The following is a 12,003-nucleotide window of genomic DNA, read 5'->3' as shown; positions in this document are numbered from 1 at the left end:
CGACCATCGTCCCGGTCACGCACCAGGGCGGCGACCGTACCGAATCCATCGGTGAGCCATTCCGCACCATCACTGACGCACACCGCGGCGAGAAGGCGCTGGGCGTGGCCACGCTGGTGCAAGTCGGCTACGGCGAGCGTGAAGGCCAGGCGCCGCGCGCTCTGGATATCAAAAAGCCGCTGGGCACGGTAGTGGGGGCGGCCGCAAAGCATGCGCTGGTCGAAGCCGAGCTTGCGCCATTCGTCATGACCAATACCACTGGCCACCCCGGCGCTGGCGCCGACATGCCTGTACCGACAATCACCGCTGCCGGCAACCAGGCACTGGTTTCCGCTGTGCTAGTCGATGCCGCCCACGGCGAAGTATCGCCAGGTGGCGTGAAGCGCTGGGGCACTGGTGCGCACGACGTCGAGGCGCCGCTCGGCACCGTTACGGCCAGCGGCAACAAGGCCGTGGCCACTGCATTCCTGGCCAAGCATTACACGGGCGTCGTGGGCTCTGACCTGGCCGACCCTATCGGCACGGTCACAGCATGCGACCACCACAGCCTGGTGACAGCGTTCTTGACGGAGCATGCCAACGCGAGCAATCAGCGCGTGATGCCGGCCGACGAACCGCTGCGCACAATTTGTGCCCAGGTCAAGGGCGGCCATTTTTCGATGGTATCGGCGCACATTACCAAGTTCCGCACCGGCGCCACGGGCAGCGCCATGAACACGCCGCTGCCGACGATCACGGCCGGGCCGAAGGAAAAGCCCGCCGGCGCGCCGCATGCGCTGGGCATCGTCACCAGCAACATGATCAAGCTGCGCGGCACCAGCACGGCGGCCGGTACCGACGAGCCGCTGGGCACGGTCAGTGCTGGCGGCCAGCACCACGCCGAGGTACGCGCATTCCTGTTGAGCTACTACGGCACGGACCAGGCGCCGGATATCGACGGGCCGCTGGCCACCGTCACGAGCCGTGACCGCTTCGGCCTGGTGACTATTCACGGCCAGGACTACCAGATCGTGGATATCGGCCTACGCATGCTGCAGCCGCGCGAGCTCTTCCGGGCCCAGGGCTTCCCCGACGATTACATCATCGGAGACGACCCGGCCCAAGGCCTGAAACTGACGAAGAGCGCCCAGGTGCGCATGTGCGGCAACTCGGTCTGCCCGCCCATGGCCAAGGCGCTGATCCTCGCCAACTTCGCGCATGAGCGCGAGATTGCGAGGGTTGCATGAAGATTTACATCGCAGGGCCAATGACCGGGCATCCTCAGTTCAACTACCCGGCATTTCACCAGGCAGCGTCGCTGCTGCGCGCCGCTGGCCACGTCGTGGTCAACCCGGCCGAGAATCCGGCACCGGCATGCGGTAGCTGGCTGGGCTACATGCGCATGAGTGTGGCCCAGGTGGCCAGCGTCGACTGCCTGGTGATGTTGCCAGGATGGCCCCTAAGTAAAGGCGCGCGCATCGAATATTTACTCGCCAAGCTGCTAGGGCTTGGCGTTACTTCACTGAAGAAAATGGGAGCACAAGCATGACCGCCACTGAAACTGACGTTCTGGCCAAGCTGGCCGAGGCAATTGAAAAAATGCAACGGCCGGCTTTGCCGCTGTCCGTGGACCTTTGGGATACCAACTGCCTGGCTACCTATTTCAAGCGTTCGGCGGCGCGCGTACGCAGCGACATCGTGTGCCTGCCGACGTTCCCGCGACCAATCCGGCTGCCAGTGGAAGGGCGCTCACAGGCGCTGTACAAAGCCCGTGAGGTGATCGCCTGGGCAGAAAAGCACACTTCATAGTTTTGCCGCGATATCGTCGGCAGTTGCGTTGTAATACGTCTGCAGCTGCCGAATATCGCGATGGCCGACCATGCGCGCCAGATCCAGCACTCCCAGCTTGCCAGCTAGGCGGGTAATGGCTTCATGCCTGGTATCGTGGAAGGTGAGGCCTTCGACGCCAGCCCGCTCACGGGCCTTTCGGAAAAGAGCATCTAGGGATGCGGACGAAATATCAAAACCATCCGGCACCATCGCCCATATCTCCTGCGCGCGCGGGGAGAGCGCCACATCCCGAGGAAAACCATTCTTCGTCATTTTCAGCTTGGCTACGCGGCCCGACACGTCCGCCTTACCCAGTCCGCATATTTCTCCAGCGCGCATAGCCGTTTCAATGGCGAAAAGGAAGGCGAGGGCGATTCGATGCTGTTTAGTCGTCGGTACCATGCCGGGGGCCTTCTGATCCCAGCCCAGGGCCAGGCAGATCGCGGTAATTTCGTCCTCGCTGATCAGCCTGTCCCTGGGCGGCTTGACCTTCGGCCGTGCAACGTCGGTCGTGGGGCTTTTCGACAGCCACTTCCATTCCTTGCGCGCTACCGAGAACACGTGCGACAGCAGATTCATTTCCCGATTAACCGTTGCGCCGGATACTGTCCTGAGCCGCTCGTCGCGCCAGGCGGCCACATGGGTTTCATCGACGTCAGCAATTTTCACGGTGCCAAGGGATGTGGCGCCCATGGCAGCCAGGCGGTTGACCTCCCAGCGCTTGCCGGCCTTATTCCTGGAAACCTCACGCTCGTACCGATCAAATGCATCCTTGCACGTCTCTTCGACAACCTTGGCCTTGCCTTCGGCCAGCTGGACGCGCTGGCTCGCTTCCCACGCGAGGGCGGCCGCCTTGGTCTCAAAGGTGCCTGACACCCGAACACCCTTGACCATGAGGCGATGTCGCCAAATCTTGCCATCCTTAACCGGAGCTGCCATTTTGGTAAATCCATTGGTAAATTTTGGCAAATGGTAGCAGCATTTCGGTGTCCTATGCCGCATTTTGCTTTTTCTGCAGACGAAAAAAAACCCGCTTTCCCCTATGAAAATAGAGAAAAGCGGGTTTTGTACTACTATGCGTTTTTTGTTCTGAGTGCCCGGAGCCGGAATCGAACCGGCACGCCCTTACAGGCGGGAGATTTTAAGTCTCCAGTGTCTACCAGTTTCACCATCCGGGCAGCGCGGCAAGATTCTAGCACAGGTGATACGCATCACGCCATCTTGTGCTTGAGTGCTGGTTTCGCATCAACCGCCAGGTATCAGCCGAGGTCAGAGAGAAATGCTGTCCGGTTTGCAGCGGACAGCATGGTTATGTCAGCGCAAGTTCAGAATGTGGCCTTGAACTGCACTCCATACGTGCGCGGTTCGTTGACGATGCCGGTCAGGTTGTTGAATTCGATGGCCCCCAATGACTGGATCTGGTTGGTGATGTTGCGCCCGTACGCGGCGATTTCGTATTTGTCCCACTTATAGCCGGCACGCAAACCGCCTTCCAGCAATTCCTTGGCCTTGTATTCCTTCGCTTCGTACAGGAAGAAATTGTAGCTGGTACGGTAAGCCCAGTCGGTGTAGGCGAAGAATTCGCCGTTGGCCACTGGAATGCTGTATTTCAAGGTGAAATTGGCTTGCCATTCCGGCGCGCGCGGCAGCGGGTTGCCGTCGATGTAGGCCGTGCCCACGAACGGGCCGACGGGATCGGTGACGGTGCAGCCGCTGGACGGGGTGTTTTGGGCGTTGCCGCAGCTTTGCACATACAGTTTCTTGTCCTGGATCTCCGTATGGTTATAGCTGCCGCCCAGCGTCATGCTGAGCGAGTCGCTGAGGTTGGCCTGGAAGTCCAGCTCCACGCCCTGGCCGATAGCCTTCTCTGCATTGAGCAGCCGGTTCATGTTCACCACGCCGCTGCCGGCTGTTAATTGCTTGTCCTTGACGCGGTACTGGAATACGGCCAGGCTCAGACGGGCGCGCTTGTCGAACAGGTCTTGCTTGATGCCGGCCTCCACCGACAGCACTTTTTCGGCGCCGGCCTGCGAGGGGCGGTCGTCCAGACCGTTCAGGCGCCCTTGCATCGATGGTGCACGGTAGCCGGTGGCAATGCGCGCAAAGGCGTTCGTTGCCGGGCTCAGCACATAGGTGCCGCTCACGTCCCAGCTGACGTTGTGCGAGGTATCGTGCAAGTTGAACGGGCCGGCCGTGGTCGCTTCCACGCGCTTGGCCGAGAAATCTTTCTTGTCGGTCGTGTAGCGCAGGCCGGCACGCAGTTTCAGGGCATCCGACACCGTGTAATTGAGCGAACCGAAGGCCGCGTACGATTTCGAGCTCTGGTTTTGCGTGGCGTAGGCGCTGTTCTGCGGATTGCCGGGCGCCAGGCTGTCAAAGCTGATGCTGTCGATCTGGATATCTTCCTTGAAGTAGAACAGGCCGCCTATCCATTGCAGCGGGCCGCGGGCAGACGATTCTGCGCGAAATTCCTGCGAAATCTGCTTGTGCTTGGGGATCACATCGGCCGTTTCCACGAAGAAGGGGATGAAGCCGGGGCCCATCGGTGGCGCGTACACGGCGCCATAGCCGCCATCGACGTCGGCGCGGCTGAAGAAATCGAGTTTTTCGTAGCCGGTGATCGAATGCAGGGTGACGCCGGGCAAGTCCCATTTCAGGCGCATGCTGCCGCCCTTGGTTTTCAGGTGCTGGCGGTTGATACCGTCGGTAGGGTAGGAGCCGTAATCGAAATTGTCCACCAGGTCATTCGTGCCCTGTTTCAGGATGTTGGCGCGGAACAGCGTTGCCGTGCCGTCGAGATTGCGCGCATGCACATTGAACAAGGCCGTCAAATCGCGCGTGGGCTTGACCAGTACCTGCAGGCGGGCGGCGCTGTCTTCATAGCCTTCGAAGTCGCGCGTGCCGGTCGGGCGCGGGTTGTGGACGCGGTCGTCGCGGCGCTGCGTCTGGCCGGAAAAGCGCAGGGCCACCGTGTCGCTGACAGGCACGTTGAAGGCGCCTTCCAGGTTCTTCATGCCATCCTTGCCGAAGCCGCCGCTCAGGTAGCCTTCGGTCTTGAAGACGGGCTTGGCGGAGTCGAACTTGATCACGCCGGCCGGCGAGTTGCGTCCGAACAGCGTGCCTTGCGGGCCGCGCAGCACCTCGACCTGGTCTACGTCAAACACGGGGAAGCCCTTGAGCATGGCGTTTTCCTGCACCACGTCATCCATCACCAGGCCCACCGGTTGCGAGGCATTCAGGTCGAAGTCGGTGTTACCCAGGCCGCGAATGTAGAAGCGGGGGAAGGTACGGCCGTAGTCGGATTCAACCGAGACGCTGGGCGAGCGGCTGTTGAGGAAGCGGATGTCGGCGCCGCCGGCCGTCAGGGTGTCGAGCTTCTCGCCCTTCAGGGTGGCGATGGACATGGGCACGTCCTTGATGTTTTCCGCGCGCCGCTGTGCCGTCACGATCACCGTTTCCAGCTGGCCAGGACCGGCTTGTGCCACCGGAGCGGCAGGCGCATCGGTCGCTGGCGCAGGGGTGCTGTCCTGCGCCATCGCCTGCAGGGGAAAGGCGGCAGTGATTGCCAGGGCAATCAGGGTGTGGCGTACTGTGCTGGCATGCGGTGTCATCATGAAACGGCTCCTGTCGGTCAAGGTTGTGCGTAAGGTCCAAGCTGGCGCTAGGCCGCTGGACGAAAATCATGCTAGCACGGAAATTTTTGCTATTCATGCCATTTTCCCGCCACGGTTATTCATATCCGTTTCGACTGAATACGCGAATAAAATCGTATTTGTCGTCAATATCTGCTGGGTGCATAGTGGAGTGCCGCCGGGCTTGTGCGAACGCACGAAAGTGTGGGTATTGCGATGGTATTTGCTGCGGATGCGCAAAAAAAGGGTGCCGCATTGTCCTGGTAGCCAGGCTTGGGCACTAGAAATACAACAGTTGCCATGAATTTTTTTCAGCAGGAACTTGTTGTTGTAACGCGACAGGGGAGGTGCCGGCTGCGGCTATCCCCTGTGACGCTAGCCTTGCATGGCCGTAATTGCTCAGAACTCTACCCAGTCGTCGGCCGTCGCCGCTTCCGCCTGCACGCGACGAGGTTTCGCAGGCGCGGCAGGGCGTTTGCTGGCGGTAGCTGATGGTACCGGCGCCAGGCGCAGCGGCTTGGCGTTGGCTCGCACGGGCGCAGGCGCCGCCACTTGGACGCCGTGTGTCTTGAAGACACTCACCGTTTGCACCAGGTGGTTGGCCTGATCGCGCAGGGATTCCGCCGCTGCGGCGGCCTCTTCCACCAGCGCCGCATTCTGTTGCGTGACGCTATCCATCTGGGTCACCGCCTGATTGATCTGTTCGATGCCGGCGGACTGCTCCTGGCTTGCCACGGTGATTTCAGCGATGATGTTACTGACGCGTGCAACGCTGGCGACGACCTCGGTCATCGTCGTGCCAGCCTGTGCCGCCAGCCTGGAACCCGCATCGACGCGACTCACGGAATCATCGATCAGGACCTTGATTTCCTTGGCCGCGCTGGCGCTGCGCTGGGCCAGCCCGCGCACTTCGGTTGCCACGACGGCGAAGCCGCGGCCTTGCTCGCCGGCACGCGCCGCCTCCACTGCTGCGTTCAGGGCCAGAATATTGGTCTGGAAGGCGATGCCGTCAATGACGCTGATGATGTCGACAATTTTGCGCGACGATTCGCTGATCAGGTCCATGGTACCCATCACTTGTCCCACTACGGCGCCGCCCTTGCTGGCGACCTCCGACGCTGTGGTCGCCAGCAAGTTGGCTTCGCGGGCATTCTCTGCATTCTTGCGTACGGTGCTGGTGAGCTCTTCCATCGAGGAAGCGGTTTCTTCGAGCGAGCTGGCTTGCTGTTCCGTGCGCAGCGACAGATCGTTATTGCCGGTGGAAATCTCTGCGGCGGCCAGCGAGACCGTGTCGGAATCCTGGCGTACGGACGACACGACTGAGGTCAGCGACACCTGCATGCGCCGCAGCGCCGAGAGCACGCTGGTGCTGTCTTGCGGTGCAACGTTGAGTGTTCCTGTCAGGTCGCTGGCGGCAAGCAGGCTGACGGCCTCGCACAGCTCGCGCGGTTCGGCGCCCAGCGCCTTGAGCAAGTGACGCGTAATGAGCCAGCCCGCCAGAGTTGCCAGCACGATGGAGAGCAGGCTGGCGCCGATGAGGATATTCCTGCTGGAAGCGTAATGTTCGCCATCCTCCTGCAGCAGGGCGGCGGAGCGCCGGTCTGTCAGCGCAAAATACTCATCCGTCGCTGCCACGAGGGCGGCCAGCAGCGGGCGGCATTCATCGTTCATCTTGACGATGGCCTGCTCGTTTTTTTTCTGCAAGGCCAGGTCGACGATGCCCAGGGCCACGGGAGAATAGCGTTTTTCAATGCCGTCTATCTTGTCGATGACGCGGCGCACCTCGTCCGGTACCCCCGGCTGTTGCGCAAGCTGCAGCAGATGCTGCATGTTCTTGACGACATTGGCGTGCGCCTGCAGCACCTGTTTGCGTTCGATTTCCATGTCCGCAGGCGTGGCAACGAGCACCAGGTTCCTGGCCGCCACGGCGCGCATGTCGATCGCTTCACGTACGCGGTGCGCCGTGTTGGCACGCGCCATGATACCGTTGACGTACTGCTCAAAGCCGGCGTTGAAAGTGGAAAAACTCTGCACGGACAAGATCGAGATGCCGATGAGGAGAAAGACCAGCAGGCCGAAAGCCAGAGTCAGTTGACCGCGTACCGTTAATTTATTCATGTTGTATCTCCCGGAATACCTTGTTTGGATTAGAAAGTGTGTCTGCGCGAAACTGGTGAGAGCCTGCTGCGTTGCTGCGTTGCAGCGTGACGCGCGCTGCACAATGCTTTGCTATCCTGAACACGGATTCTTGGTGCGCGGACAGCATTAATCAAAAAAGCCAAATTCAATAATTTATTTGTTTTATTTGTTGGAATCATTTTTACATAGAATTTTTGGCAAATCAACCGTTTTTTTTCATAAGGGCAACAGTTTTTTTGCTCAACATGCTGATGTCGTCCACATTCCCCGATAGGGCCGCTGCTGAAGCGCGCCGCATGCATGGACAATGAGGGTGCCACAAGGTAGCGACAGGCCAGATTTCGCGTAGAATATAATTCATTGCAAATAAGAAACTTCTATTTCTACCATGTTAATTTTATTCGCAAGTGCGCCGGACGTTGACGGCATCCGGCTCTCCGAACTGATTGCCGCCCTGAGCCAGGCCCTGGACATCACCGAAGGACAGCCGGAAGGTCATTGCATCCGCTGTTGCTGGATCGGCATGCATCTGGGACGCGAACTGGGCATGGCGGATGAAGACTTGTGGAATCTGTATTACACCCTGCTGCTCAAGGACCTGGGCTGCAGCAGTAATGCTGCGCGCATCTGCGAGCTCTACCTGACGGATGATCTGTCTTTCAAACAAGGCTTCAAGACGGTGGGCGACAGCCTGCCGCAAGTGCTCAAATTCGTCCTCAAGCACACGGGCCTGAAGGCTGGCCTGGCCGAGCGTTTCCGTGCCGTCATGACGATCTTGCGCGACGGCTCGCATATCGCGCAGGAGCTGATCGCTACGCGCTGCCAGCGCGGCGCCGACATCGCGCGCCTGTTGCGCTTTCCGGAATCCGTGGCAGAGGGCATCTACAGTCTCGACGAACACTACAATGGCCAGGGTAAGCCGGACAAACTGGCAGGCCAGGCGATTCCCCTGTTTTCGCGCATCGCCCTGCTGGCGCAGGTGATCGATGTGTTTCATACGGCTGATGGCGCGCGCGCCGCCCAGGCCGAGGTGCGCCAGCGCGCGGGCAGCTGGTTTGACCCGCTACTGGTGCAGGCGTTCGAACGGGTAGCGCAGTCGGGCGCCTTCTGGTCCATGTTGCGCTCGCAGGACCTGACGGCCGCCGTGGCGGCGCTGGAACCGGCGAACCGTTCCGTGCCGGTGGACGAGGACTATCTCGACGACATCGCTGCCGCGTTCGGCCAGGTAGTCGATTCGAAAAGCCCGTACACGAGCGGCCACAGCGAGCGCGTTGCGCTGTACACGGACATGATCGCCGAAACCTTGGGTGTGACGCCGGAGCGGCGTCGCTGGCTCAAGCGGGGTGCCTTGCTGCATGACGTCGGCAAGCTTGGCGTCAGCAATTGCGTGCTGGACAAGGCTGGCAAACTCGACGCGGAAGAGTGGTTGGCCGTGCAACAGCACGCACACTATACGGAAACGATTCTGTCACGCATTGACGCGTTTGCCGAACTGGCTGTCGTGGCAGCTGCGCACCATGAACGGCTCGATGGCAAGGGCTATCCGCGGGGCTTGACGGCCGAGGGCATCAGCCTGGAAACGCGCATCATCACCACGGCCGACATTTTCGACGCCATCACGGCCGACCGGCCATATCGGGGGCCCATTCCCATTCCAAAAGCGCTCGAGATCATGGCCGAGACGGTGGGCACAGCCATCGACGCCCAGTGCTTTGCCGCCTTGAAAGCGGCGCTGGCGTGCTTACCCGACCTCGCGCAGCCTGACGGCGCGCGCCTGCCGGCGTGAGCCAGGGCTGGCGCGTGCTTGCTCAGATGGGAAACGCGCCCGCACCCGACACATTCAGGCAGGCGACCTTGTCGCTGGAAAAATACTTGATTTGTCCCAGCCCGATGGCGTAGCAGCCGTCACTGAGCGGGGAAATGGGGCCGGTGAGTTTTTCACCGTTGATCAGGGTCACCACCCATGGCGTGGTGGCCGGTTTGCCCGCGTGGTTCAGTGCGTGTTGTACCAAGTCTGACATGCTGCCTCCGATGGAAATCAAATCCCGATGATAGCAGTGTCGCACAGTGGATGTTTGCCGCTACGCCGGGCTGGCGCCTCAGGCGTCGGCCAGCAGATTCTTTGGCAGGGCTACCGACACCAGCTTCCAGTGCCACAGGCCGTCGCGCGTCAGGGTCAGCTCGCCGATATGGCTCTTGCTGTGGGCGCGCTGCACCACGACCTTGTCCCACGAGGTGTAGCGCAGTTTGTAGTCGGGCTTGGTGTTGCGCTTGCGCCCGCTGATATCGCTGACCTTGGCGATCGGTTTTTCGTAACGGTCATTGAGCTTCATCAAGGCGACGATGCCTTCGGGCATCAGCATGGTATCGAGCAAGGGATCGATGACGTCGGGGCTGATGTCGTCGGCCACTTCCGGCGCCGAGAACAGGGCATGCAGTTGCTGTCCGAGGCTGCCGCGCAACTGGGCCAGATCGATCTGCGCGGCCAAGGCTTGGCTATCCTCGTCCATGGTCGCAGCGCGGATCTGGTCCATGGTGAAATACGGGCTGGCATAGAAGGTGCCGGCCAGCGCGAGCAATGCCACTACAGCGAGAAACATCATTCTTTTCATCGTGCAATCTCTCGATGCCTGGTGACGCGGTGCGCCTGAAGTGTTGGCATTCTACATAATATTTCCCAAAATCAATATGACGTTTTAAGTAAGTGTTGTTTTAGATCAAGTTTCATCAGAGTAATTCTGGCGGCAAGCGAATGTCCGTCAATTTCCAGTCCCAGATGCCATGGCGGCGCAGCAAAAATTGGCTGGCGGCGGGGCCGGCGCCGCTGCGCTGGAGTACCACTTCGTTCCACGAGCGATAAGCCATGCCGAAGTCGTGGCGCTTGCCGTCCGCCCCCTGCTTGCCGTGCAGGATCAATACCGTGATGCCGGGCGGCGAGACGATGGTGTCGAGCATTTCCTTGAAGTCCTCTGCACTCGCCGTTTCGCCGGCCGCCCGCAACTGGCGCGCCACGCTGGCGCGCACGGCGGGCAGGTCGGCCTGCTGCGCCAGGTTTTCCAGGCGCACGGATTTCGCCGCGATGCTGATGCGGTACATGGCGATATAGGGGCTGATCCAGGTGAAGCCGATGGCGGCAACGGTAAAAATGATCGCGGTGGCGTACTTTCTTTGCATGGTCCGTATTTTTGAATGAGCTGTGCCGCCGTGATTTTACCCGGCCAGGGGCGGAGGATGGTGTAGCATTCGTGCCGGCGCGGACCATCGCGCCGCAATATTGAGGACAACCATGAATATCACTATCAATCAAGTGCTGCAGTCGTACATCGACCCGCTCACCGCCAGCGAATACGCTGCGCTCGAGCGCAGCCTGCTGACCGAAGGCTGCCGCGACGCGCTGGTGCTGTGGAACGACGTGCTGATCGACGGGCATAACCGCTACGCCATCTGCCGCCAGCACGGCATCGAATTCAAGACCATCCAGAACACCAGCTTTAGCTCGCTCGACGATGTCATGCTGTGGATGATCGACAATCACCTGGCGCGGCGCAGCGTATCGGACTTCCAGCGCGGCGTGCTGGCCCTGCGCAAGAAGGAAATCGTCGCCGCGCGCAGCCCGGCGCCCGTCAGCGCGACAGATGCTCCCGACGGCGAAAATGCGCCCAAGCCACCCATGAGCACGCGCGAAGAGGTGGCCAAGGCGGCGCGCCTGAGCAGCAACCAGATCAGCCAGATCGAGAAAATCCAGAAGGCGGCTGCGCCGGAACTGGTGGAGGCCGTTCGTTCGGGCACGATCTCCATCAATGCGGCGGCCACCGTGGCATCCCTGCCGCCGGAAGAGCAGGTGGCAGCCGTCGCCGGTGGCAAGAAACTGCTGCGCCAGGCGGCCAAGGAAATCCGCGAACAGCGCGCCGCCACGCGCACGCCGCGCGAGCCGAAGGTGCATGTATCTCAGGACACGCCGGAGACGGGCAATGAGCCGTGGGCCGAGAACGCGGCCAGTGCGCCGTCCGAAGCGGAGCGCTTGCGCGGCGAGATCGCCAGCCTGAAACAGCGGGTGGCGCAGCTGCAGGCGGAGAATGTGGAACTCAACCAGCGCATCGCGACGCTGATCGACGCATCCTGATTACCGGAGTAGTTCATGCTGACTCGCCGTGCCTTGTTTGCCGCCATCGCCTGCGGCGCCGTTGCAGTTCCTCCTGTGCAGGCTGCGCCCGCTGCTTCTGTCACCGACATGGCCCGCTGGCAGGCGCAGGCCGCCCATGTCAGCATCGCGCGTGATACCTGGGGAATTGCCCACGTGACGGGCAAGAGCGATGCGGATGCCGTCTTCGGCTTGATGTACGCGCAGGCCGAGGATGATTTTCCCCGCGTGGAATTGAACTACATCAATGCCATGGGGCGGCTGGCGGAAGTGGAGGGCGAA

Annotated in this window: 13 protein-coding genes and 1 tRNA gene; 7 read left to right on the top strand and 7 right to left on the bottom strand. The window is 61.0% G+C overall.

The window, feature by feature from the left end; all coding sequences use genetic code 11:
* The 3 genes from K0F85_RS29065 to K0F85_RS26710 form a co-directional block, all read left to right on the top strand.
* The coding region (locus K0F85_RS29065) for a DNA cytosine methyltransferase (RefSeq protein ID WP_257638187.1) at positions 1-1,226 on the top strand (1,226 nt) is incomplete at its 5' end.
* On the top strand, positions 1,223-1,528 hold the full coding sequence (locus tag K0F85_RS26715) for a DUF4406 domain-containing protein (protein ID WP_219118869.1): 306 nt from the start codon (positions 1,223-1,225) through the stop codon (positions 1,526-1,528). The genes K0F85_RS29065 and K0F85_RS26715, both read left to right, overlap by 4 nt.
* Positions 1,525-1,788: a hypothetical protein gene (locus K0F85_RS26710; RefSeq protein WP_083299899.1), complete on the top strand. Its 264-nt coding sequence runs from the start codon at positions 1,525-1,527 to the stop codon at positions 1,786-1,788. Before K0F85_RS26715 ends, K0F85_RS26710 begins: the two co-directional genes overlap by 4 nt.
* On the opposite strand, the gene K0F85_RS26705 is transcribed toward K0F85_RS26710, so the two are convergent.
* From K0F85_RS26705 to K0F85_RS26695, 3 genes are all read right to left on the bottom strand, one after another.
* Positions 1,783-2,748, bottom strand: coding sequence for a site-specific integrase (locus K0F85_RS26705; protein WP_219118868.1), 966 nt, complete (start codon positions 2,746-2,748; stop codon positions 1,783-1,785). The two genes, K0F85_RS26710 and K0F85_RS26705, sit on opposite strands and share 6 nt — an antisense overlap.
* 155 nt (positions 2,749-2,903) lie before the next feature.
* Positions 2,904-2,987 (bottom strand) — tRNA-Leu (locus K0F85_RS26700).
* 147 nt (positions 2,988-3,134) lie between these two features.
* Complete coding sequence (locus K0F85_RS26695) at positions 3,135-5,420, bottom strand: TonB-dependent receptor (RefSeq protein ID WP_219118873.1); 2,286 nt, start codon at positions 5,418-5,420, stop codon at positions 3,135-3,137.
* A gap of 1 nt (position 5,421) precedes the next feature.
* Here K0F85_RS26695 and K0F85_RS26690 point away from each other — a divergent pair, with 1 nt between their 5' ends.
* On the top strand, positions 5,422-5,745 hold the full coding sequence (locus tag K0F85_RS26690) for a hypothetical protein (protein ID WP_219118867.1): 324 nt from the start codon (positions 5,422-5,424) through the stop codon (positions 5,743-5,745).
* A gap of 95 nt (positions 5,746-5,840) precedes the next feature.
* Here K0F85_RS26690 and K0F85_RS29165 read toward each other — a convergent pair whose 3' ends face one another.
* Positions 5,841-7,559: a methyl-accepting chemotaxis protein gene (locus K0F85_RS29165; protein WP_219118866.1), complete on the bottom strand. Its 1,719-nt coding sequence runs from the start codon at positions 7,557-7,559 to the stop codon at positions 5,841-5,843.
* Between the two features lie 409 nt (positions 7,560-7,968).
* Between K0F85_RS29165 and K0F85_RS26680 the strand changes: the two genes are divergently transcribed.
* The gene (locus tag K0F85_RS26680; protein ID WP_219118865.1) at positions 7,969-9,366 is read left to right on the top strand and encodes an HD-GYP domain-containing protein; all 1,398 of its coding nucleotides are present in this window, start codon (positions 7,969-7,971) and stop codon (positions 9,364-9,366) included.
* Positions 9,367-9,388: 22 nt separating this feature from the next.
* Here K0F85_RS26680 and K0F85_RS26675 read toward each other — a convergent pair whose 3' ends face one another.
* The 3 genes from K0F85_RS26675 to K0F85_RS26665 form a co-directional block, all read right to left on the bottom strand.
* Positions 9,389-9,601, bottom strand: a complete 213-nt coding sequence (locus K0F85_RS26675; RefSeq protein WP_219118864.1) for a hypothetical protein — start codon at positions 9,599-9,601, stop codon at positions 9,389-9,391.
* Positions 9,602-9,679: 78 nt separating this feature from the next.
* Positions 9,680-10,183 (bottom strand): DUF2939 domain-containing protein, encoded by a 504-nt coding sequence (locus K0F85_RS26670; RefSeq protein ID WP_219118863.1) that lies wholly within the window; start codon positions 10,181-10,183, stop codon positions 9,680-9,682.
* A gap of 124 nt (positions 10,184-10,307) precedes the next feature.
* Complete coding sequence (locus tag K0F85_RS26665; RefSeq protein WP_219118862.1) at positions 10,308-10,754, bottom strand: DUF2939 domain-containing protein; 447 nt, start codon at positions 10,752-10,754, stop codon at positions 10,308-10,310.
* 112 nt (positions 10,755-10,866) lie between these two features.
* Here K0F85_RS26665 and K0F85_RS26660 point away from each other — a divergent pair, with 112 nt between their 5' ends.
* Together K0F85_RS26660 and K0F85_RS29050 are read left to right on the top strand one after the other, a co-directional pair.
* Positions 10,867-11,703 (top strand): hypothetical protein, encoded by an 837-nt coding sequence (locus K0F85_RS26660; protein ID WP_219118861.1) that lies wholly within the window; start codon positions 10,867-10,869, stop codon positions 11,701-11,703.
* 15 nt (positions 11,704-11,718) lie between these two features.
* The coding region (locus K0F85_RS29050) for a penicillin acylase family protein (RefSeq protein ID WP_257638186.1) at positions 11,719-12,003 on the top strand (285 nt) is incomplete at its 3' end.

Origin of the sequence: Janthinobacterium sp. UMAB-56, assembly GCF_900095265.1 — a bacterium.
In the GTDB taxonomy this organism is placed as follows: domain Bacteria; phylum Pseudomonadota; class Gammaproteobacteria; order Burkholderiales; family Burkholderiaceae_D; genus Janthinobacterium.
This window is presented reverse-complemented; position numbering and strand designations above follow the sequence as displayed.

Bases quoted from the DNA above. Each gene is read 5' to 3' on its own strand.
- K0F85_RS26715 (WP_219118869.1), top strand. From the start codon at position 1,223: ATGAAGATTTACATCGCAGGGCCAATGACCGGGCATCCTCAGTTCAAC.
- K0F85_RS26710 (WP_083299899.1), top strand. From the start codon at position 1,525: ATGACCGCCACTGAAACTGACGTTCTGGCCAAGCTGGCCGAGGCAATT.
- K0F85_RS26705 (WP_219118868.1), bottom strand. From the start codon at position 2,748: ATGGCAGCTCCGGTTAAGGATGGCAAGATTTGGCGACATCGCCTCATG.
- K0F85_RS26695 (WP_219118873.1), bottom strand. From the start codon at position 5,420: ATGACACCGCATGCCAGCACAGTACGCCACACCCTGATTGCCCTGGCA.
- K0F85_RS26690 (WP_219118867.1), top strand. From the start codon at position 5,422: ATGAAACGGCTCCTGTCGGTCAAGGTTGTGCGTAAGGTCCAAGCTGGC.
- K0F85_RS29165 (WP_219118866.1), bottom strand. From the start codon at position 7,559: ATGAATAAATTAACGGTACGCGGTCAACTGACTCTGGCTTTCGGCCTG.
- K0F85_RS26680 (WP_219118865.1), top strand. From the start codon at position 7,969: ATGTTAATTTTATTCGCAAGTGCGCCGGACGTTGACGGCATCCGGCTC.
- K0F85_RS26675 (WP_219118864.1), bottom strand. From the start codon at position 9,601: ATGTCAGACTTGGTACAACACGCACTGAACCACGCGGGCAAACCGGCC.
- K0F85_RS26670 (WP_219118863.1), bottom strand. From the start codon at position 10,183: ATGATGTTTCTCGCTGTAGTGGCATTGCTCGCGCTGGCCGGCACCTTC.
- K0F85_RS26665 (WP_219118862.1), bottom strand. From the start codon at position 10,754: ATGCAAAGAAAGTACGCCACCGCGATCATTTTTACCGTTGCCGCCATC.
- K0F85_RS26660 (WP_219118861.1), top strand. From the start codon at position 10,867: ATGAATATCACTATCAATCAAGTGCTGCAGTCGTACATCGACCCGCTC.